17 protein-coding genes are annotated in these 21,484 nt (G+C 67.0%); 10 read left to right on the top strand and 7 right to left on the bottom strand.

Going from position 1 to position 21,484, the window contains the following annotated elements:
* Positions 1-132: 132 nt before the first annotated feature.
* From NLI89_RS15945 to NLI89_RS15960, 4 genes are all read right to left on the bottom strand, one after another.
* Entirely contained in the window at positions 133-522 is a 390-nt protein-coding gene (locus NLI89_RS15945) for a reverse transcriptase-like protein (RefSeq protein WP_254687929.1), read from the bottom strand.
* Positions 522-1,640, bottom strand: a complete 1,119-nt coding sequence (locus NLI89_RS15950) for a YihY/virulence factor BrkB family protein (RefSeq protein ID WP_254687930.1) — start codon at positions 1,638-1,640, stop codon at positions 522-524. Before NLI89_RS15950 ends, NLI89_RS15945 begins: the two co-directional genes overlap by 1 nt.
* Before the next feature lie 111 nt (positions 1,641-1,751).
* Positions 1,752-4,247, bottom strand: a complete 2,496-nt coding sequence (locus NLI89_RS15955; protein ID WP_254687931.1) for an ABC transporter permease — start codon at positions 4,245-4,247, stop codon at positions 1,752-1,754.
* A complete protein-coding gene (locus NLI89_RS15960) occupies positions 4,244-4,942 on the bottom strand; it encodes an ABC transporter ATP-binding protein (protein WP_254687932.1) in 699 nt (232 codons plus the stop codon). Before NLI89_RS15960 ends, NLI89_RS15955 begins: the two co-directional genes overlap by 4 nt.
* Positions 4,943-4,967: 25 nt before the next feature.
* On the opposite strand from NLI89_RS15960, the gene NLI89_RS15965 reads away from it, so the two are divergent.
* On the top strand, positions 4,968-5,681 hold the full coding sequence (locus tag NLI89_RS15965) for an arylesterase (protein WP_254687933.1): 714 nt from the start codon (positions 4,968-4,970) through the stop codon (positions 5,679-5,681).
* A gap of 181 nt (positions 5,682-5,862) precedes the next feature.
* Positions 5,863-6,591, top strand: a complete 729-nt coding sequence (locus tag NLI89_RS15970; protein WP_254687934.1) for a Crp/Fnr family transcriptional regulator — start codon at positions 5,863-5,865, stop codon at positions 6,589-6,591.
* A 138-nt stretch (positions 6,592-6,729) separates the two neighbouring features.
* On the opposite strand, the gene NLI89_RS15975 is transcribed toward NLI89_RS15970, so the two are convergent.
* From NLI89_RS15975 to NLI89_RS15985, 3 genes are all read right to left on the bottom strand, one after another.
* Complete coding sequence (locus NLI89_RS15975; protein ID WP_398456556.1) at positions 6,730-7,080, bottom strand: hypothetical protein; 351 nt, start codon at positions 7,078-7,080, stop codon at positions 6,730-6,732.
* Positions 7,081-7,169: 89 nt separating this feature from the next.
* Complete coding sequence (locus NLI89_RS15980) at positions 7,170-8,003, bottom strand: transglutaminase-like domain-containing protein (protein ID WP_254687935.1); 834 nt, start codon at positions 8,001-8,003, stop codon at positions 7,170-7,172.
* Between the two features lie 37 nt (positions 8,004-8,040).
* The gene (locus tag NLI89_RS15985) at positions 8,041-8,976 is read right to left on the bottom strand and encodes a transglutaminase family protein (protein WP_368077290.1); all 936 of its coding nucleotides are present in this window, start codon (positions 8,974-8,976) and stop codon (positions 8,041-8,043) included.
* On the opposite strand from NLI89_RS15985, the gene NLI89_RS15990 reads away from it, so the two are divergent.
* From NLI89_RS15990 to NLI89_RS16025, 8 genes are all read left to right on the top strand, one after another.
* Positions 8,975-9,763, top strand: coding sequence for an N-formylglutamate amidohydrolase (locus NLI89_RS15990; protein WP_254687937.1), 789 nt, complete (start codon positions 8,975-8,977; stop codon positions 9,761-9,763). The two genes, NLI89_RS15985 and NLI89_RS15990, sit on opposite strands and share 2 nt — an antisense overlap.
* Positions 9,764-10,029: 266 nt before the next feature.
* Positions 10,030-12,936: a PAS domain-containing protein gene (locus NLI89_RS15995; RefSeq protein ID WP_254687938.1), complete on the top strand. Its 2,907-nt coding sequence runs from the start codon at positions 10,030-10,032 to the stop codon at positions 12,934-12,936.
* A gap of 228 nt (positions 12,937-13,164) precedes the next feature.
* Positions 13,165-15,342 (top strand): TonB-dependent receptor, encoded by a 2,178-nt coding sequence (locus tag NLI89_RS16000; protein WP_254687939.1) that lies wholly within the window; start codon positions 13,165-13,167, stop codon positions 15,340-15,342.
* Positions 15,343-15,911: 569 nt separating this feature from the next.
* Positions 15,912-16,880 (top strand): cytochrome c oxidase subunit II, encoded by a 969-nt coding sequence (locus NLI89_RS16005; RefSeq protein ID WP_254687966.1) that lies wholly within the window; start codon positions 15,912-15,914, stop codon positions 16,878-16,880.
* Positions 16,877-19,423 (top strand): cytochrome c oxidase subunit I, encoded by a 2,547-nt coding sequence (gene ctaD, locus NLI89_RS16010; protein ID WP_254687940.1) that lies wholly within the window; start codon positions 16,877-16,879, stop codon positions 19,421-19,423. Before NLI89_RS16005 ends, ctaD begins: the two co-directional genes overlap by 4 nt.
* Positions 19,420-19,839 (top strand): hypothetical protein, encoded by a 420-nt coding sequence (locus NLI89_RS16015; RefSeq protein ID WP_254687941.1) that lies wholly within the window; start codon positions 19,420-19,422, stop codon positions 19,837-19,839. Before ctaD ends, NLI89_RS16015 begins: the two co-directional genes overlap by 4 nt.
* Positions 19,836-20,456, top strand: coding sequence for a cytochrome c oxidase assembly protein (locus NLI89_RS16020; RefSeq protein ID WP_254687942.1), 621 nt, complete (start codon positions 19,836-19,838; stop codon positions 20,454-20,456). The genes NLI89_RS16015 and NLI89_RS16020 overlap by 4 nt, the downstream gene beginning before the upstream one ends.
* Positions 20,453-21,481, top strand: coding sequence for a c-type cytochrome (locus tag NLI89_RS16025; protein ID WP_254687943.1), 1,029 nt, complete (start codon positions 20,453-20,455; stop codon positions 21,479-21,481). Before NLI89_RS16020 ends, NLI89_RS16025 begins: the two co-directional genes overlap by 4 nt.
* Positions 21,482-21,484 lie beyond the last annotated feature (3 nt).

Genomic DNA, 21,484 nt, shown 5'->3' on the forward strand with positions numbered 1-21,484 from the left:
CCGCGTCCAGGCCGTTGAGGCCGTCCGCTGCGGTGACACCCCTCTAGGCGGGGTTCGCAGAACCGTCAAACGCTTTTTTACAGTTCCGCGTCACTTTTTTGGGTTTTCAACCGGAGACGCCCTCCGGGCTTCCTAGCGTGGGTGGAGACGGGCCAACGCAATGCCCGCCAGGTTTTGCGCCCGGCCGATATGGCGGATGCGAATGGAGTCGAAGCCGCGGGCAAGTTCTGCGAACCTCGCGCGATGGGCTTCGAGTGCGGCGGTGCGGCATCGCGCTAGGCCGTTTGCTTGAGTCACGACGAGGGTCGAGTCTCCCAGCAGGACAATGTCGCGTTCGCCGTTCTGGTTGGCGACTTCGAGGGCGTGGATAGCCGCGAGCCACTCCGCATCGCTGTTCGTGCCGTGGCCGTAGTCGTGCTGGTAATAGGGTACGCCCTTATGGACGACGGCGCACTCGATCGCGCCCGGGTTCGGGCGACAGCCACCGTCAAAGAACAGCTTGGTGCGTCGGCGGTGCGGCATCAGGACTTGGCCGATGGGCGCTTGCGCGATGCCAGCGCTGCACTGGTCACGAGCAGGCCAATGCCCGTGACGGTCGCCCCACGGCGGACGGCACGTAATCCGCCAAGTGCCAACAGCGATGCGGAAAGGCTGCCATCGGCGCCGGCTATATGCGCTAGTGCCAACCGCCCTACCCCGCCAGATGGTGGTGGAGATGGCGCCGGAATCGGCAAAACTTCAGTGGCGACGGTATCTGCGACGGTGGCGCCGCGATCTCCTAACGGTTGCGCAGCGCCGGTCGTCGTATCGTGCTTGGTCTGATGCTCGAGTTCGGAATTGAGTTCGGCGCCGAGCAGGAACACATAGGCCGACAACCAGAGCCAGGTTAGCAGCACGATGACCGCGCTCAGCGATCCGTAGGTCGCGCCGTAATTGCCGAAGCGCGACACATAGACGCCGAAGCCGATCGTCGCGGCCAACCAGATCAGCGTCGCCGCGAGCGAGCCCGGGGTGAGCCACGTCCATTTCGCCTTGTGGCGGTTCGGGCCGAACCGGTACAGGCACGCCGCCGCGGTCACGCCCAAGGCTGCGAGCACCGCATAACTGACCAGCTGGATCGCGGCGAGCAGGAGGTCGGGCGCGTTCGGGATCAATCCGTCGAGCAACGCGAACGCCGCCGTCGACAGCGCCGCGACCAAAGCAAGGACCACAGCGCCGGTGGTGATTGCGAGGGCGAGCAGGTTCAGCGTTATGAAGCCGCGGGTTTCGCGTTGTTCATAGGCGATATTCAGTGCGGTGACGATCGACGAGGCGCCCTTCGTGCCGCCATATAACGCGATGCCGAGCGCGATGACGAGACCGAAGCCCTTCTTGCCCTCGGACGTGCCGACCACGGTGGTGAGCTGATCGCCGATCACGCGCGCGGCATCGTCGGGCAGGACGTGGAACAGCGCGCGGATGTTGGCGACGACGGTTTCGGTGTCGGCGACGAGACCGTAGATCAGGACAATCGACGCCAGCAAAGGCACGATCGCGGCGAACCCGTAGAACGCGGTGCCTGCCGCGATGAGGCCGATATTGTCCTCGCCCGCCTCGGTCCAGGTCCGCTTCAGGACCTTCCACCATTCGCGGGCCGACATCGACCACGGGCTGGTGGCCTCATGCTCGGCTCGTAACTCCCCTTTGCTCAGCGTCTTGCCCCTCGGTCCCGGTATATGCCGACCCAACGCCGTGCGCGCGCAAACGTGCCGTCAGAGTTGCCGCAGCGCCTGCGCCGGACGTGCGCCGAGGATCGGCCACGCACCGATCAACCCGATCGCCATCGTCAGCCCTGCCCCGCCAACCAGCGTCGCCGCGACCGCCGCATAATCAGGCAGCCACTGAAAGCTGAACAGCTGCGTGACGACGTACCACGCGCCGCCGAGCCCGAGCGCGAGCGCGAGGAGCGACAGCACGATGCTCAGAAAGGCGTATTCGAGCGCCTGGACCGCGAGCACCTGGCGTCGCGTCGCCCCGAGCGTGCGCAGAATCACGCCGTCATAGGTGCGCGCCTCGCGTGCGGCGGCGATCGCGCCGATCAGCACGGCGATACCGGCGAGGATCGCGACCGACGCCGCCGCCGTGATCGCGGTCGCCATCTGCGAGACGATCGCGCGGACCTGCCCCAGCACGCCGCGCACCTCGATCACCGACACCGACGGGAAGCGAGGCAGCAAGGCGCGCATCACCATCGATTCCTCGCCCGGCGCGAGATCGATCGTCGCCGCCAAATTATGCGGCGCATCCTCGATCGCGTTGGGCGAGAACACCATCACGAAGTTGAAGCCGAGCGTATCCCAGCTGATCCGGCGGAACGATGCGATCCGCGCGGTACGCTCGACCCCGAGCACCGTGTAGCTCAGCGGATCGCCGATCTCGAGGTCGAGCGCCTTCGCCAGCCGCTCGTCGATCGAGACGAGCGGTGGGCCGCGGTAGTTACGCGGCCACCAGCGGCCGGCGGTGAGTTCGCTCCCCTCGGGCAAGGTCGCGGAATAGGTCAGGCCGCGTTCGCCGCGTAACGCCCACGCGCCTTCGGGCAGCGTCTTCAGGTCGGCGACGCGCGTCGTGCCGTAGCCGGTGATCGTGCCGCGCATCGCCGGCACGGTGCGGATCACCGGGTGGATCGCGATGCCTTCGATGGTGCGGCGAAAATCGGCTTCGCGATCGGGCGGGACGTCGAGCGCGAACAAGGCCGGTGCGCGCTGCGGCACGGTCCGCTCGATATTGGCGTCGATGCTGGTGCGGATCGCTGCCAGCAGGACGAACAGCGTCAGTCCCAGGCCGAGCGCGACGACCAGCGTGCCGGTCCTTGCGCCGGGCCGATGAAGGCCAGCGATCGCCAACCGGAGCAGCGGGCGGCGCGACCGTGGCAACAGTGCGGCACCCCGTCGGACGGCCCATCCGAACACGGCCAGGAGGGCCAGCACGCCGGCCACCGCCGCCAGGAACCCGGCGCTCAGCGCCGGCTGTTCGGCGGTGAGCAGCGCGAGCGCGACGATCGCGGCGCCGGCGCCGAGCACCCATGGCAGGGTCTTGCGCAGCGGCACGGGGCGCTCGCCCGGCACGCCGCGCAACAGCCCGGCGGCGGGGATGCGCCCGGCCTCGATCAATGGCGGCGCGGTAAAGGCGAGCGCGATCAGCATGCCGTACGCCGCGGCAAGCGCCAAAGGCGCGAGCTGGAGGGTGAAACGCGGCGCGACCGGCAGCACGTCGCCCGCCAACCAGACGATCAACGGAACGGTGAGGACGCCCGCGACCAGCCCGGCGGCGATCCCGATCGCCGCGACGACCGCCACCTGCAGCACGTAGATCCGCGCGATGATCCCCGACGTCGCGCCGAGCACCTTCAACGCGGCGATGCTCCCGCGGCGGGCGGCGAGATAGGAGGACACGCCGTTGCCGACGCCGATCCCGGCAATGACCAGCGCCGACAGCCCGACCAGCAGCAGGAACTGGCCCATCCGGTCGACGAAGCGCTCGGCGCCGGGGGCGGCGCGATCGCGCGTCTTGGTTTCCCAACCGGCGGTCGCGAACGCCGCCTTGAAGCGATCGACGGCCTTGGCGGGCGATGCGCCGGTCGGCAGGCGAACACGATATTTGCTTTCGTACAGGCTGCCCGGCTGGACCAGTCCGGTCCGCGCGATGCCGGCAAGCGAGACGATCGCCACCGGGCCGAGCGTGAACCCTTCGCCCAACCGGTCGGGCTCGCCCGTGACGATACCGCCGACCGTGAAGGTCGCGGTGCCGAGCTTCAATTGCGCGCCGGGTGCTATCCCGAGGCGATCGGCAAGCGCCGGCACGATCAAGGCGGTGTTCGCGTCGAGCGACTTCGCCGTATCGCCGCGCAGGGCGAGCGTACCATAGAGCGGATAGGCGCGATCGACGCCCTTGAGTTGGATCGGGACGCTGTTGGTGCCGCGCACCGCCATCGCCTGCATGCGCACGGTTTCGGAGACTGTCCCCAGCCGTGCCATCGCAGCACGTTCGGCAGGGGTCGCGGCGCGCTGAGACGCGGCGAACTCGACGTCGCCGCCGAGGATCGCGCTACCGCGAGACGCCAGTTCGGTGTCGATCGCCCGGGTCAGGCTGCCGATCGCGGCCAGCGCACCGACGCCGAGGAACAGGCAGGCGAGCAACAGCCGCAGCCCGCGAAACCGCAGGTCGAGTTCGCGCCGCGCAAGCCGCCACGCCAGCCGCCAGTCGTTCACCGCAACCGGTCCGAGACGATCCGGCCATCACCGAGTTCGACGATCCTGTCGCAGCGTGCCGCGAGGGCGGGATCGTGGGTGATGACGATCAGCGTCGCGCCGGTAACCGCGCGGCGGTCGAACAGCAGGTCCATGATCGCGGTGCTGGTCGTCGCATCGAGGTTGCCGGTCGGTTCGTCGGCGAAGACGATGTCCGGCCTCGGCCCGAGCGCACGGGCGATCGCCACGCGCTGTTGCTCGCCCCCCGACAATTGCGTCGGGTAATGGCCGATCCGATGCGAAAGGCCGACCGCGTCCAGTTCGGCCTCGGCGCGCGCGAACGCGTCCGGCATGCCCGCCAGCTCCATCGGCACCGCGACATTCTCGAGCGCCGTCATCGTCGGCAACAGATGAAAGGCCTGGAGGACGATCCCGATCCGCCCGCGCCGCGCCCGGGACAATGCGTCCTCGTCCAGCGTGCCGAAATCGAGCCCGGCGACCTCCACACGCCCGCCGCTCGCCTGTTCGAGTCCGGACAGGATCGCCATCAGCGACGACTTGCCCGACCCCGACGGCCCGAGCAGCGCGACGCTGGTGCCGCGGGCGATGTCGAGGTCGATGCCCTTGAGGATCGTCGTCGCGGCGGTGGCGGCGCCGAGTGTCAGCGTGACATCGCGCGCCGAGATCACCATATCGGCGGAGGCAGGTTCGGACATGGAGACCAATATCTTGGAGAAACAGATGCGACGCTGGCCTCTTTATGGGGGCGGACTGGCGCTTCTCCAAGCCGCGCTGTTGAGCGCGTGCGATCGGGCGGCGGAGGCCCCTGCCCCGGCTGCCACCACGAACGCGGTCGCACCGGTCGTGGAAGCGCCCGCCCCGAGCGGACCCGAGCGGCTGATCCTGGCGTTCGGCGACAGTCTGTACGCGGGCTATGGGCTCGACCGCGGCCAGAGCCTGCCGGACGCGGTGCAGGCGCGACTGCGGCGCGACGGCATCAACGCGACGATCGTCAACGCCGGCGTCTCGGGCGACACGAGCGCGGCGGGACGGCAGCGGTTCGCGTTCGCGCTCGACAACATGGCGCGCAAGCCGGACCTCGTACTGATCGGACTCGGCGGCAACGACGTGTTGCGGCAGATCTCGCCGGCCGAGACGCGCACGAACATGACCGCGATGCTCGACGAGGCGAAGCGGCGCGGGATTCCGGTCGTGCTGACGGGCATGATGGCCCCGCCCAACCTTGGACCGGACTTTTCATCGCAGTTCAACGCGATATGGCCCGATCTTGCGAAACGTTACGATGCGACGCTCTATCCGTTCATTCTGGACGGCGTGATCGGCAATGCGCAGTTGATGCAGGCGGATCATGTCCATCCCAATCAGACCGGCGTGAACAAGATTGCGGCCCGCGTCGCACCGGTCGTCGAGAATGCTCTGAAAAAGGCCGAATGATCGGAAACACTTGGCAGGCAGTTCTGTGTACGGGTCGCAAATAGTTGGCGAGGCCATCGCAAGATCGTCCAGTTTCGTCACGGGGCGTGGCTTGCATTCCCCCTTTCACAGGGGGCGCGGTTGGTGCAACGCCGACATGAGGGATACAGAGGGCTAGGACACACAGGGCGATGCAATGCAATTGAGCGGTTTGATCGCACGGCTTGGTCGACATCTCGACCTGACCGATGCGGAGCGCGAGGCGATCACGCGGGCCGAGCGCGGCGAGCGGCGGTTGAAGGCCGGCGACATCCTGATGGCGGAAGGTGGCGAGAGCCACGCGCTGTACGTCGTGCGCCAGGGGTGGCTGCATTCCTCGACCAAGCTGATCACCGGCGGCCGGCAGATCCTGCGGTTCCATTATGCGGGCGACCTGATCGGCACGTCGAGCATGGCCTGGTCGCAGGCGGCGGCAACGCTGACCGCGATATCGGACTGCTGGGTGATCGAACTGCCGAAGACCGAACTCGGGCTGCTGTTCCGCGCGCAACCGCGGATCGCCGGGCTGCTCTACGCCATCGCCGCGGCCGAGAACGTCGCGATGAGCGACCGACTGACGACGATCGGGCGGATGGGCGCGAGCGAGCGGCTGTCGACCTTGCTGCTCGACATCATGGCGCGGCTGCGCGTGACGGCGGGCGGGATCGTCGACTCGTTCGACCTGCCGCTGACGCAGACCGACATCGGCGATGCGCTGGGGCTGACTAAGGTGCACGTCAACCGGACGATCCGGGCGCTGGAGAAAGCGGGCGTGATCGAGCGGAACGGGCGGCGAGTGCGGATCGTCGACGAGGCGGCACTGGTCGCGGCGACCGGGTTTACCGATCGGTATGGCGAGATCGAGACGGCCTGGTTGCCGCCTGCGGCTTGAGGGAATTCCGATCCTCCCCCGCCAGGGGGAGGTGTCTCCGGAGGTGACGGAGGGGGAGGACACGGAGCAGGCGTTTCGCATGCCTCCCCCTCCGTCTGGCAAGAGCCAGCCACCTCCCCCTGGCGGGGGAGGATCAGTTCAGGTGCGGTCTACTACGAACAGGGTTACGCGGTCGTACTTGATGTCGCCGGGGTTGAAGATCGCGTCGGGGACGAACGGGCGATCGATCACCTCGATATCCTTCAGGCCGGCGAGCTTAAACGTGCCGAGCTTGATCTCCTTGGGCGGCTGACCGTCGCGCTCGAGCGTGATCGCGTCGACGAACACGTCGTCATGCTTGGTGTAGAGGATGTGCGGCGCCAGCGTGCAGACCATCCGGTTGTAGGTCGCGGTGATGCACTGGCGCAGCGCGATCGCCTGCAACAGCAGCGCGTTCGCGTTGGACGGGGCTGACTGGGATGGGGCGGACTGGTCTGGGGTCGAGGTCATGTTGTGCATCGCAGCATAAGTTAGGGGATCGGTGCCGTTAGGCCGAACGCGCTACATGCGACAAGGCCTAACTTGACGCCATACGCGGTTTAGCCCGCCTGCTCGACCCGCCCCGGAGCTTCGACCTCGTCGGTATGGACGTCGAAGCCGACCAGACGCGCGGGGCCGAAGCTGGTGGTGAGCGCGGTATCGGTCGCGTCGCGGCCGCGCGCCATCAGGATCCGGCCGATCCGCGGGCGATTGTGACGCGCGTCGAGCGTGTGCCACGTGCCGCCGAGATACACGTCGAACCATGCGGAGAAGTCCATCGGCGCATCGACCGGCGGGATGCCGATATCGCCGAGATAGCCGGTGCAATAGCGTGCTGGGATGTTCATGCAGCGGCACAAGGTGACGGCGAGATGCGCGAAGTCACGACAGACGCCCTGGCGTTCCTGATAGACGTCCCACGCGGTCTTGGTCGATCGCGCGAAATGATAGCCGAACTCGACATGGTTGTGCGTGAAGTCGACGATCGCCTGGACGCGCTGCCAGCCGGCGGGGACGTGGCCGAACAGCGACCAGGCGGTCTCGGACAGGCGGTCGGTCTCGCAATAACGGCTGCCAAGCAGGTAGATCAGGATGTCGTCGGGGAGATCGTGCACCGCGTGCTGGACCGCGTCGGGGGAGACGGGATCCGGCAAACCGCTGTCCTCGATCGTGAAGTCGCACGACAGGGTGAGGCCGCCGCTCGGCACCGTGAACCGCGTGCAGACGTTGCCGAACGCGTCGAGATAATCATAGGTCGGCACGTCGGGATCGGCGGCGATCCGGTGCGGGGTCACGAAATCCTTGTTTCGCGACGGATGCACGCTGAGCATCGCCAGCATCGGTGTCTCGACGTCGGTTTCGAAACGAATGTCATAGCCAGCCCGGATCAGCATCGATGTCCCCCTTGGGCGCCGTAAGTCGCGCCGTATGTCACGCTGTGTGTGATGATTGGTGGTGGTCGGCGGCCTCGTTCGAGTCTTCGTCGACGGTGATGTCGACCGACACGCTCATGTCGAGGAAGCTGCCGGGAAAGCCGCTCCAGGTGCCGGAGACGGGCACCGCCTGGTAGATATCGCGCGCGACGGCGACGCGGACGAGGCCGCGGTTGCCGACGATGCCGTTGGTCGGATCGAACTCGACCCAGCCCGAGCCGGGGATATAGACGCGGACCCAGGCATGCGTGTTGCCGCCGCCGGTGCGATGTTCTCGACGTGTCGGATTGTAGACATAGCCCGATACGAACCGTGCCGCGAAGCCGAGCGCGCGGACCGCCTCGATCATCAGCATCGCATAGTCGCGGCAGGTGCCCTTGCGCTTGGCGAGCGTCTCTATCGGCGACTGCGTGCCCTTTTCGGGACGCTGGACATAGGTGAACTCGCGCTTGATCGCCGCGGTCATCTCGGAGAGCATCGCGAGCGTATCGGTCTGCCCGCCCGGCGCGACGAACCGCCGCGCCCAGGTGTCGATCTCGCGCAGCGGATCGTGATGCTGGCGCTCGATCGAGCGGAGCAGGTCGGGCATCTCCTCCGACGAATAGGTGAACGGATAGAAGCGCGCGTAACGTTCGATATCGACGTTCTGGAGTTCGGCGGGGGTGTGAGCGAGCCTCACGCGGCTGTCGATCACGAGGTCCTTGGCGCGCTTGTCGAAGGTGGCGATCGCGACCGCGTTGCCGAACACGTCGTGCAGCCAGCGAACGTCGGACGGCTCCGGGGTGATCGTCAGCTGCGTGTCGATCAGATGCTGGTCGTAGCTTTCGCGCGGCCGGACCATGATCCGATGCTCGCCGAACGCAACCGGTTGGCGATACGAGTATTTGGTTACATGAGAGAGCGTTAGAGATGGCATCGAGGATCCACGTCGCATGAACAGCACTGCCAGCCAAACGCTGCTTGGGACCGAAGATGCCGCACCGGTCAGGGTAATCAACCCCAAAGGCGCGTCATCGTTCCTGTTGATCGGCGATCATGCGGGAAATGCCGTACCGAAGGCGCTGGGGTCGCTGGGCCTGAGCGAGGCGGAGCTGTCGCGGCACATCGGCTGGGACATCGGCATCGGCGAACTGGGTGCGCTGCTATCCGAGAAGCTCGACGCGGTGTTCGTCCGGCAGAGCTATTCGCGGCTGGTGATCGACTGCAACCGGAGCCCGAGCCAGCCGGATCTGATCGCCGAGGTGAGCGACGGGACCGTGGTGCCGGGCAATGCGGGGCTCGGGGAGGCCGATCGTGCAGCGAGGTTCGACGAGATTCACACGCCGTATCAGGCGGCGATCGCGGCGGAGATCGCGCGACGCGATGCGGCGGGGATGACGACGGTGCTGGTCGCGCTGCACAGCTTCACGCCGGCGATGAAGGGCGCGTTGCGGGATCAGGCGCGGCCCTGGCATATCGGCATCCTGCACGACGGCGGCGACACCGCGTTCGCGCACGCGCTGCTCGACGTGTTGCGCGACGAGGCGGACCTGGTGGTGGGCGACAACGAACCGTACCGGATGGACCTGATCGACTACACCATCCCGCGTCATGCGTATCCGCAGCGTCGGCTCTATGCCGAGATCGAGGTTCGGCAGGATCTGCTGGGGTCGAGCGAGGGATGTGCGGCATGGGCGGAGCGGCTGGCGCGGGTGCTGCCGGTGGCGCTGGGCCTGCTGTAGGTCCGATATTTCGATCCTCCCCCGCCAGGGGGAGGTGGCTGGCACTCGCCAGACGGAGGGGGAGGAAAGGTAAACCCTGGTTGCGTGTCCTCCCCCTCCGTCGCCTTTGGCGCCACCTCCCCCTTGCGGGGGAGGATCAGAGTGTTTGGGGTTCGGTTTGGCCATGGGTTCGCAGGCGCAATCGGATCGGGGATCGTCTTGGCGGTCTGGTGCGTTCGCTCGGCGGCCAAAGATGTGACCACCCCTCTGTTTGAAACTCGAGCCTGATGCAGTCCACGCCCCAGCCCCCGGCGCCCGACCAGATCCCGATCCCGGCGCAGGAGCGGTACAAGGCCCTGTTCGAGGCGATCGACGCGGGATTCTGCATCGCCGAGGTCATCTTCGACGAGCATCGGACGGCGGTCGATTACCGCTTCGTCGAGGTCAATCCGCAGTTCGAGCAACAGACCGGGCTGCTCGACGCGGTCGGCCGTACCGCACGCGAGCTCGTTCCCGATCTCGAGCAATTCTGGTTCGACACGTACGGCAAGGTCGCACTGACCGGCGAGCCGGTACGGTTCGATCATGGCTCCGACCCGATGGACCGCTGGTTCGAGGTGCATGCATTCCGGATCGGCGCGCCCGACGCGCATCTCGTCGCGATCCTGTTCAACGACATCTCGGACCGCCGCCGCGCCGCGTTGCAGACCCAGGAGAGCGAGGACCGCCTCACCCAGGCGCTGACCGCGGGCAACGGCATCGGCACCTGGGACTGGGACGTTCCCAACGACAGGATCAAGGCGGACGAACGGTTCGCGCGGCTGTACGGCGTGCCGGTCGAGATGGCCCGCAAGGGCGCGCCGCTCGAGCGCTATTTCGCCTGCGTCCATCCCGACGACTTGCCGGCGACCCGATGCGGCGTCGCCGATGCGATGGAGGCGGGCGGCGACTATTCCGCGGAATACCGCGTGGTCCAGCCCGACGGCGCAATCCGCTGGGTCGCCGCGCAGGGCCGGTGTCGGCTCGCCGCGAATGGCTCGCCGCTGCGTTTTTCGGGCGTCAGCTTCGACATCACCGAACGCAAGCAGGCCGACCTGCGGCAACACGCCTTGCTCGAACTGGGCGATGCGATCCGCGACCTGACCGAACCCGACGAGATCGCCTATGCCGCGTCGGCGATCCTCGGCACCGCGTTGCAGGTCAGCCGGGTCGGCTACGGCGTGATCGACACGGTGCGGGAGACGATCACCGTCGAACGCGACTGGAACGCGCCGGGGATCACGACCATCGCCGGTACGCTCCGGTTTCGCGACCACGGGTCCTATATCGAGGATCTGAAGGTCGGCCGCACCGTGGCCATCGCCGACGTCGATCTCGACCCGCGGACGTCCGAAACGGCCGATGTGCTGAGGGCGATCAGCGCGGCGTCGTTCGTGAACATGCCATTGGTCGAGCAGGATGATTTCGTCGCCTTGCTCTATGCCAATCACGCGACGCCGCGGCTATGGACCGAGAACGACCTGCTGCTGATGCGCGAGGTCGCCGAACGCGTCCGCACCGCGACCGAGCGCCTGCGCGCCGAGAACGCCCGCCGCGCCAGCGAAGAACAGTTCCGCGTGTTCGCCGAGGCGGTGCCGAACCAGATCTGGGCGGCGCGACCGGACGGCTATCTCTATTGGTTCAACCAGCAGGTCTATGCCTTCAACGGCCTCGAGCCCGGCGCGCTCGACGGCACGCGCAGCTGGGCGAACCAGGTGCACCCGGAGGACTCCCCTGCTGCAACAGAGGCTTGGAAGCGATCCCTCACAACCGGTGAGCGCTACAACGCCGAGTTTCGCGCGCGCGGCAAGGACGGCATCTACCGCTGGTTCCTGGTCCGCGCCGATCCGGTCCGCGCCGCCGACGGTACGATCCTGCGCTGGGTCGGCACCAACACCGATATCGACGACAGCCGTCGCCAGGCCGCCGAGCTGGTCCGCTGGAACGAGACGCTCGAGGAGCAGGTCGCCGCCCGCACCCGCGAGCTGATGGCGACCGAGGAAGCGCTGCGCCAGAGCCAGAAGATGGAAGCGGTCGGCCAGTTGACGGGCGGAATCGCGCATGATTTCAACAATCTCCTGACCGGTATTACCGGCAGTTTGGAACTGTTGGGAATCCGCATCTCGCAAGGGCGGCTGAACGATGTCGAGCGCTATTCGATCGCCGCACAGGGCGCCGCCAAGCGTGCGGCCGCACTGACCCACCGCCTGCTCGCCTTCTCCCGCCGACAGACGCTCGATCCCAAGCCGACCGACGTCAATCGGCTCGTGTCGGGGATGGAGGATCTGGTGCGGCGGACGGTCGGTCCCGCCATCGAGGTGGAGGTCGTCGAGGCGGTCGGGCTGTGGGCCACGCTGGTCGATCCGAACCAGTTGGAGAACGCGCTGCTCAACCTGTGCATCAACGCGCGCGACGCGATGCCCGAGGGCGGGCGGCTGACGATCGAGACCGCCAACCGCTGGATCGACGCACGAACCGCGCGTGAACGCGAGCTTGAGCCCGGCCAATATGTCTCGCTCAGCGTATCGGATACCGGCACCGGGATGCCGCCCGAGGTGATTGCCAAGGCGTTCGACCCGTTCTTCACGACCAAGCCGCTCGGGCTCGGCACTGGGCTCGGGCTATCGATGATCTACGGGTTCGCGCGACAGTCGGGTGGCCAGGTGCGGATCTATTCCGAGGTCGGCGACGGTACCAACGTCTGCCTCTATCTGCCGCGGCATTTCGGCGAGGCGGAAGACGCCGGCGTCGATGCCGAACTCGCCGACGCCCCGCGCGCGCTCGACGGCGAGACCGTGCTGGTGGTCGACGACGAGCCGACCGTGCGGATGCTCGTGATCGAGGTGCTGGAGGAACTCGGCTATAAGGCGATCGAGGCGGCGGACGGCGCCGCGGGATTGAAACTGCTGCAATCGTCCGCGCGGATCGACCTGCTGGTAACCGATGTCGGACTGCCCGGCGGGATGAACGGACGCCAGATGGCCGACGCCGCACGCGTCGGGCGGCCCGAGCTGAAGATCCTCTTCATCACCGGCTATGCGGAGAATGCGGTGGTCGGCAACGGCTTCCTCGATCCGGGCATGCACGTGATGACCAAGCCGTTCGCGATGGAAGCGCTGGCTGGGCGGATCAAGGCGTTGATTACCGCGGGATGATGTTGCCCGCAGCGTAGATTTCGAACCCGACCGTCGATCGGTGCGCATGGTCCGCCCGCCCCCGACGGCATGCGCTTCCGTGCCAGACCGCGCGATGATCTGTGTTGCCTTGCGGTAACAGCCTGACTCCCAAGTACGAAGATGGCAATATTGTCACTTGATATGATGTATCATCAAATTTACCCGGCGACTCGTACAGGGACGACACCCCGACGATAAGGGAATTTCATGAAGACGATGCTGTTCGGCGCCACCGCCCTGGCTGCCCTCCTCGCCTCTCAGGCTCACGCTCAGACCGCCGCGACGGATCCCGCGACGCCGGCCCCTACCCCGGCGCCCGCCTCGACGTCGGTCGGTTCGACCAACCAGCGTGACATCATCGTCACCGCACCGCTGCAGACCAGCGAGCGCGATGTGTTGCAGGGCACCACCGTCCTCACCGGCCAGGAACTCACGCGTCAGTTGCGCCCGTCGATCGGTGAGACGCTCGCGCGCCAGCCCGGCGTGTCGGCCAGTTCGTTCGGGCCGAGCGCCTCGCGTCCGATCCTGCGCGGCTTCCAGGGTGACCGCATCCGCGTGCTGACCGACGGGATCGGCTCGATCGACGTGTCGAACACCTCGGTCGACCACGCGGTCATCATCGATCCGCTGCTCGCCGAGCGCATCGAGATTCTGCGCGGCCCCAGCGCGCTGCTGTATGGCACGTCGGCGGTCGGCGGCGTGGTCAACGTCATCGACACGCGCATCCCGCGGTCGGTGCCCGAGAACGGCTACCGGTTGAACGGGATCGCCAATTATGGCTCGGCGGCGAACGAACGCTCGGGCGGCATGGCCGGCGACGTCGCGGTCGGCCAGCATCTCGTGCTGCATGCGGACGGCTCGTACCTGAAGTCGGGCGACCTGCGCACCGGCGGCTATATCCTGTCGCGCGACGCCCGCGCACAGGCGCTGGCGACAGCGGCCACGCAGCCGGTCGACCCGAACGAAGCCGATCCGATCGATTATGCCGCATCGGCGCAGCTGAAGGGCAAGCTCCCCAACACCCAGTCGGAGACCTGGACGGCGGGCGCCGGCGCGTCGATCATCACCGACAATGGCAGCCTTGGCGTGTCGTACAGCCACTATGACAGCCTGTACGGCGTGCCGATCCGCTACGCCACGCAACCCGGGCAGGAGCAGGAGGCACCGCGTCTCGATGTCGTCCAGAACCGCGTCGACCTGCGCGGCGAGATCGATACCGGCGGCGACGTGCTCAGCAAGATCCGCGTCCGCGTTGGGCAGGCGAGCTATCGCCATTTCGAGCTGGAAGAAGACAACTCGGTCGGCACCGCCTTCTACAACAAGGGCCTAGAAGGGCGCCTCGAAGTCGTCCAGGCGAACCGCGGCGGCTGGCAGGGCGCGTCGGGCGTGCAGTTCTACAACCGGATCTTCAACGTGGTCGGCGACGAGGCCTTCCTGCCGAAGAACGAGACCAACCAGACCGGCCTCTTCACGCTCCAGCAATATGAGTCCGGCAAGTTCCGCGCCGAGGGCGGCGTGCGCTACGAGATCACCGATCTCGCCGCACGGACGCCCGAGGACGATCTGCGCTTCTTCCGCGGCAGCCAGAGCTATCATTCGGTCTCGGGGTCGCTCGGCGCCTCCTACGCGCTGACCGACAGCATCCGCGTCGGCCTGAACGGGTCGCGGACCGAACGGGCGCCCTCGGCCGAGGAACTGTTCGCGAACGGCGCGCATGCGGGCACGCAGGCGTATGAACTCGGCAACCCCGACTTCAAGCTGGAGAAGTCCTGGGGGCTGGAAGGCACGCTGCACGCGCATGGCGATGGCTTCAGCTTCGATGCGTCGGCCTATTACAACTGGTTCTCCAACTACATCTCGGAGAACCAGGTCGCGTCGTCGGTCTGCCAGGCTGCTGCGAACCCGTCGGGCCGCGTCGTCGACCTGCCCTGCTTCCAGTATCAGCAGGCGGATGCGCGCTATTACGGGTTCGAAGCGGATGCGTCGGTGAAGGTCGCGCAGATCGGCGGCTATGCGGTGAACGCCGACGTGCTGGGCGATTACGTCCACGCGAACATCGTCGACCAGGGCCCGGTCCCGCGCATCCCGCCGATGCGCGTGCTCGGGGGACTCGAGGCGCAGGGCGATCGGCTGAACGGCCGCGTCGAGGTGGAGCACGTGTTCGACCAGAATCGGATCGCCGCGTTCGAGACGAAGACCAACGAGTACACGATGGTCAACGCGTCGATCGGGCTGAGCCCGTTCGGCAAGGATTCGAAGACGACGTTGCTTCTGAGCGCGAACAATCTGTTCGACGTGAATGCCCGGCGCGCGACGAGCTTCCTGAAGGACTTCGCACCGCTTGCCGGTCGTGATTTCCGCGCGACCCTGCGCTTCGGGCTGTAAAGCCGCTACACGCCCCCTCCCCCAACCGTCACCCCAGCGAAAGCTGGGGTCTCCCCCCGTGGCACGCGGCGTCTGCCCCCATGATGAGATCCCAGCTTTCGCTGGGATGACGTGCGGGGTGAGGCGCGATTTGTAGGCGATGCTGCGCTTCGGGTTGTAACCCGCTCGCGATCCTCCCCCGCCAGGGGGAGGTGGCGGGCTCTTGCCAGACGGAGGGGGAGGATAGGGACACCTCTGTTCCGTGTCCTCCCCCTCCCCCTCCGTCACCTTCGGCGACACCTCCCCCTGGCGGGGGGAGGATTGGCCGAACGAATGTTGATCCTCCCCCCGTCCGTCACCCCAGCGAAAGCTGGGGTATCCGCCGTGGCACGCGGCGTTCGCCACATGCTGAGATCCCAGCCTTCGCTGGGGTGACGGGGAAGGATACCCGCTGGCCCATCGCAGGAGGGACAGCCCCCCGCAGAAGGGACAGTGCTTCACCCCCAACATGAAACATATGTCATTTTCGGGTTTACGCCGCCCCGCCCCCGCCGCTAGGAGAAGTCCTTCTAAAGGGTGGCAAGGTGATGATGCGGAAGGCTATTTCTCTTTCCGTGGGCGCGTGCCTGCCGCTGTTGGCGGCGTGCAACCAGCACCAGTCGACGCTCGCCCCGTTCGGTGAGGAAGCGGACAAGGTCCTCTCGATCACCATCGTCCTTGTCATTGGTGCCATCATTCTCGCAGGGGGCCTCGCGCTGCTCATGCGTCACGCGATGCGCGCGCCCGAGGGCGACCTGACGCACAAGGGCGGGATGAAGCTGGTGCTGTGGCTCGGCGGTATCGGGCCCTCGATCATCCTGCTGGCGCTGCTTCTCTACGCGCTCCCCGCGATGCGCCCGCGCGAGGTCGCGAACAGCGATCTCCGCATCGGCGTCGAGGGCGAGCAATTCTGGTGGCGGGTCCGCTATGCCCCGCCCGGTGGATCGGTGGTCGAGGGGGCCAACGAACTTCGCCTGCCCGTCGGCCGCACCGTCGAACTGTCGCTGCGCAGCCCCGACGTCATCCACAGCTTCTGGGTGCCTGGCCTCGCCGGCAAGATGGACATGATCCCCGGCCGCACCAACCGGCTCGTCGTTCGCGCGACCAAGGCGGGGACGTACCGCGGTGTCTGCGCGGAGTTCTGCGGGCTCGGCCATGCGCTGATGGCATTCGACGTGATCGCGATGGAGCCCCCCGCGTTCGAGCGCTGGCTCGCCGCGCAACGCCAGCCCGCCGTCGTCACTGCATCGCCGGGCGCGCGCGCCTTCGCGAGCTATGGCTGCAGCGGCTGCCACAGCGTCCGCGGGGTCGGACCGGTCGCGAAGATCGGCCCGGACCTCACGCACTTCGGTTCGCGCCCGACGCTCGCCGCCGGCATCCTGCCGATGACCAAGGCCAATATCGCCGGATTCGTTCGCGATCCGGCCAAGACCAAGCCGGGCGTGCGGATGCCCGCCTTCCCGCAGATGTCGGCCGCCGAAGCCGACCAGATCGCCAGCTATCTCCAGGGGCTCAAATGACCACCGAGAGCGCCCAGTACGTCGCCCCCGACCAGAACGATCCCGCGGTGCGGAAAGGCCAGGAGGATCGCCTGCGCGAAGTGTGGAAGCCGCCGTCGGGCTGGTTTTTCCGCTGGACCGACGTCAACAACAACCGGATCGGCGTGTGGTACACGCTGACCGCGTTCGGCTTCATGCTGTTCGCAGGCGTGCTCGCGCTGATCATGCGCACGCAGCTGGCGGTGCCGAACAACGATCTCGTCACGGCGAACACGTTCAACCAGCTGTTCACGCTGCACGGCTCGATGATGATGTTCCTGTTCGCGGTGCCGATGTTCGAGGCGGTGTCGATCATCCTTCTGCCGCAGCTGCTCGGCGCGCGCGACCTGCCGTTTCCGCGGCTGTCGGGGTTCGGATACTGGAGCTTCCTGATCGGCGGGGTGTTCGTGTCGGGCTCGATCTTCTTCGACGCGGCGCCCGATGGCGGCTGGTTCATGTATCCGCCGCTGACGACGCGGACCGATCTGAGCGGGCTCGGCGCGGATATCTGGATGCTCGGCCTCAGCTTCATCGAGGTGTCGTCGGTCGCCGCCGCGGTCGAGCTGATCGTCGGCGTGCTGAAATGCCGGCCGCCGGGCATGCGGCTGAACCTGATGCCGCTCTATGCCTGGTACATCCTGGTCGTCGCGGTGATGATCCTGTTCGCGTTCCCGCCGCTGATCGCCGGCGACGTGCTGTTCGAGATGGAGCGGCTGCTCAATTGGCCATTCTTCAATGCCGAGAAGGGCGGCGATCCGCTGCTGTGGCAGCATCTGTTCTGGATCTTCGGGCATCCGGAAGTCTACATCGTCTTCCTGCCGTCGATCGCGCTGTTCGCGATGCTGATCCCGACCTTCGCGCAGCGGCACCTGCTCGGCTATCCGTGGATCGTGCTGGCGGCGGTCGGGACGGCGTTCCTGAGCTTCGGGCTGTGGGTCCACCACATGTTCACGACCGGGCTGCCGAAGATCAGCCTCGCCTTCTTCGCAGCCGCCTCGGAAGCGGTGGCGATCCCGACCGGCGTGCAGATCTTCGTGTTCATCGCGACGCTCTGGGCAGGCAACGTCAAGAAATCGACGCCACTTCTGTACGCGAGCGGAAGCCTGGCGGTGTTCGTGATCGGCGGCCTGACCGGCGTGATGGTCGCGGTCGCCCCGTTCGACTGGCAGGCGCACGACACCTATTTCATCGTCGCGCATCTTCATTACGTGCTGATCGGCGGTACGCTGCTGCCGCTGTTCGCCGGGCTGTATTATTACTGGCCGCTGATCACCGGGAAGAAGCTGAGCGACAAGCTCGGGCGGATCGCGTTCTGGATCATGTTCGTCGGCATGAACCTGACCTTCTTCCCGATGCATCTGTCGGGGCTGCTCGGCATGCCGCGCCGCGTCTTCACCTATCCGGAAGAACTCGGGATCGGCGGGCTGAACCTCGCCTCGACCGCCGGCTCGTATATGTTCGCGACGGGCGTGTTGATCGTCTGCATCGACCTCGCGCTGTCGCCGCGCCGCCCGAAGGCGCCGCGCAATCCGTGGAATGCGGGCACGCTGGAATGGCTCGCGCATCCGGACGACGAGGATTGGGGTATCCGCTCGGTGCCGTTGATCGAGAGCCGCTATCCGATCTGGGACCAGAAGAACTTCGTCCAGAAGGTCGACGAGGGACGTTTCTTCCTGCCCGATGCGGAGGAGATGCGACGCGAGTCGATCATCACCACCGTACTCGATGCGCGGCCGTTGCAGGTGATCCGCCTCGGCACGCCGAGCGTGAAGCCGATGATGACCGCGGTCGCGCTGGCCGGCGTCTTCATCCTGACGACCTACCATCTTTATATCTGGTCGGCGGTCAGCGGCGTCGCGACGCTCGCGTGCGTGCTGTGGTGGCTGTGGACCGGGACCGCCGAGATCCCCGAAAAGCCGACCAAGCATATCGGCCATGGTATCGAGGTGCCGCTCTACACCTCCGGGCCGTCGGCGCCGGGCTGGTGGGCGATGTTCATCACGATGATGGCGGATGCGACCGCGTTCTCTGGCCTCGTGTTCGGCTATTTCTTCTTCTGGACGATCCACAATGATTTCCCGCCCACGGGAGCCGGGCTGAACGGGCCGGGCGTGTTCTGGCCGATGGTCGCGCTGGCGCTGACCCTTGCCGGCTGGGCCGCGACCGTCGGCGCGCGCGAAGTGCATCGTCGCGGCAACGTCGGTGCGGGGCGCGCGCTGCTGGTGGTCGGGATCGTCGCGACGCTGGCGAGCCTGTTCGCCGGGCTTGCCGGACCGTGGTATTCGGGGCTCGATCCCGAACTCCACGTCTATCCGGCGATCGTCTGGACGCTGGCGATCTGGACCGCGGTGCATGCCGCGATCGGGGTCATCATGCAGGCCTATACGCTGGCCCGCAGCCTCGCAGGGAAGATGACGCCGGTCTATGACGCGGACCTGCGCAACATCACCGTGTACCATCATTTCCTCGCGCTGACCGGCATCGTGACGTTCTGCACGATCGGCCTGTTCCCGGGGGTCGCATGACCGAGCCAAAGTCCAACCGGAAGTCCGAGTCCGACCGAAAGCATTGGGCGCGCGACCTTAAGGTGACGCTGTGGACGCTGATCGTCCCGCCGACGATCTGGGCCGTGCATTTCCTGTTCTGCTATTTGTGGGTGGCGGTGACCTGCGCGAAATCGCCGACCCCGGGGACCGCCTTGACCGGCTTCCCGCTCGCGACGCTGATCGCGACGATCGTAGCGCTGCTGGGGATCGTCGCGGCGGGCTATATCGCGCGCGTCCAGTCCGAGACGCCGGGGGATCCGGCGCCGCACGAACAGGGCACGGCGATCGACCGGCTGCGATTCCTGGCGCTGTCGACGCGGTTGCTGGCGGGGCTGAGCTTCGTCGCGGTCATCTTCACCGCACTGCCGGTCATCATCTTCGGCGATTGCCGGTGAGGCGCGCGAGCCTTGTTCTAGGCGCCGTGCTCGTCCCGATCGGCTGGGCGTTCGCCGCCGCGCCGCTCGGGATGGTGGGGCACATGGCGGGGCACATGATCGCGGTCGCGGTCGCCGCGCCGTTCCTCGCCTACGGGATCGCGGGGAGTCGCTTCGATCCGGCCGAGCGTTGGCCTGCGATCGTGACCCCGCTCGCGATGTCGCTGGTCGAGCTGGTCGTGGTGTGGCTCTGGCACCTCCCCGCGCTGAGGCTGCGCGTCGACATGCAGCCGGTGGCGTTGTTGATCGAACAAGCGAGCTTTCTCGCCGCGGGCGTCCTCCTGTGGAGCGCGGTGCTCGGCACGCGCATCGGCGGCGCGAGCGATCGACGCGCATCGGGCGTCGCGGCGATGTTGCTGACGTCGATGCACATGACGCTGCTCGGCGCGCTGATCGGCCTCGCCCCGCGGCCACTCTACGCGATGATGGAGATGCACCCGGCGATCCACGGCCTCGACGCCCTCGAAGACCAGCAACTCGGCGGCGTCGTCATGCTGATGGTCGGTGCGGCGAGCTATTTCCTCGGCGGGCTCGCGATGCTCGGCGGACTGTTGAAGACACGGAGCGCGACCGCATGACCATCCGGATCACCTGGGCGCGCGCCGCCGCCGCCATCGTCGGGCTCGCGCTGGCGGGGCTGTTGTTCGCGTGGTCGGGCGTGTTCAACATTGCCGCGTCGTCGGGCCATTGGAAGATCACCGACTGGTTCCTCCACTGGACGATGCGCAACTCGGTCCGCACCTACGCCGCCGTCACCGCGCCCGACGATCCAAAGGCCAACGAGGGCCTGGTCAGCGCCGCCGGTTTGTTCAAGGCGAGTTGCGCCTCGTGCCACGGCGCACCCGGTGTGCGCCCGCTCCCCGTGATGCAGGCCGCGACTCCCCCTGCCCCGGACCTTTCGATCAACGCGCGCGAGTGGACCGACAAGCAGATCTTCTGGATCCTCAAGCACGGCGTCAAATACACCGGCATGCCCGGCTGGGCGGCGAAGGACCGCGACGACGAAGTCCGCCGCATGGTCGCGTTCGTCCGCCTGCTGCCGGAAATGTCGCCCGCGACCTATCGCTCGCTGACCGAGGTACCGGGTGTCGCAGATGCCAGGATCGCGACCTGCGCCGGCTGCCACGGCGCAGACGGCCGTGGCCGCGGCCAGCCCGACATGCCCGTGCTCGGCGGCCAGAGTCCGGCGTATCTCCGCGCTGCGCTGGAGGCCTATGCGTCCGGCAAGCGCCAGAGCGCGGTGATGGCGAACGCCGCCGCGACGCTGACGCCCGCGGAAATGACGCGGCTTGCGGATCACTTCGCGGCAATGCCGGGCATTGGCAGCGTCACCCCGTCGGGCTCGAGCGAGGCCGCGAAGATCGACCGTGAGGGACTAACGAAGGTCCAGCTTCCCGCCTGCGCAAGCTGCCACGCGCCCGGCAAGCCGTACCCTGTGTTAGCCGGCCAGCGTGCCAGCTACATCGCTCAACGGCTGCGCAACTGGCGCGGCGACGAGACGGTGGTCGACGCGCGGAAATCGCAGGCGACGATGCCAGTGATCGCCCGCCGTATCCCCGAAGACATGATCGACCCGCTCGCCCGCTACCTCGCAGGCCGCTGATCG

The sequence above is a fragment of the Sphingomonas faeni genome (assembly GCF_024273235.1).
GTDB classification, from domain to species: Bacteria; Pseudomonadota; Alphaproteobacteria; order Sphingomonadales; family Sphingomonadaceae; genus Sphingomonas; species Sphingomonas faeni_A.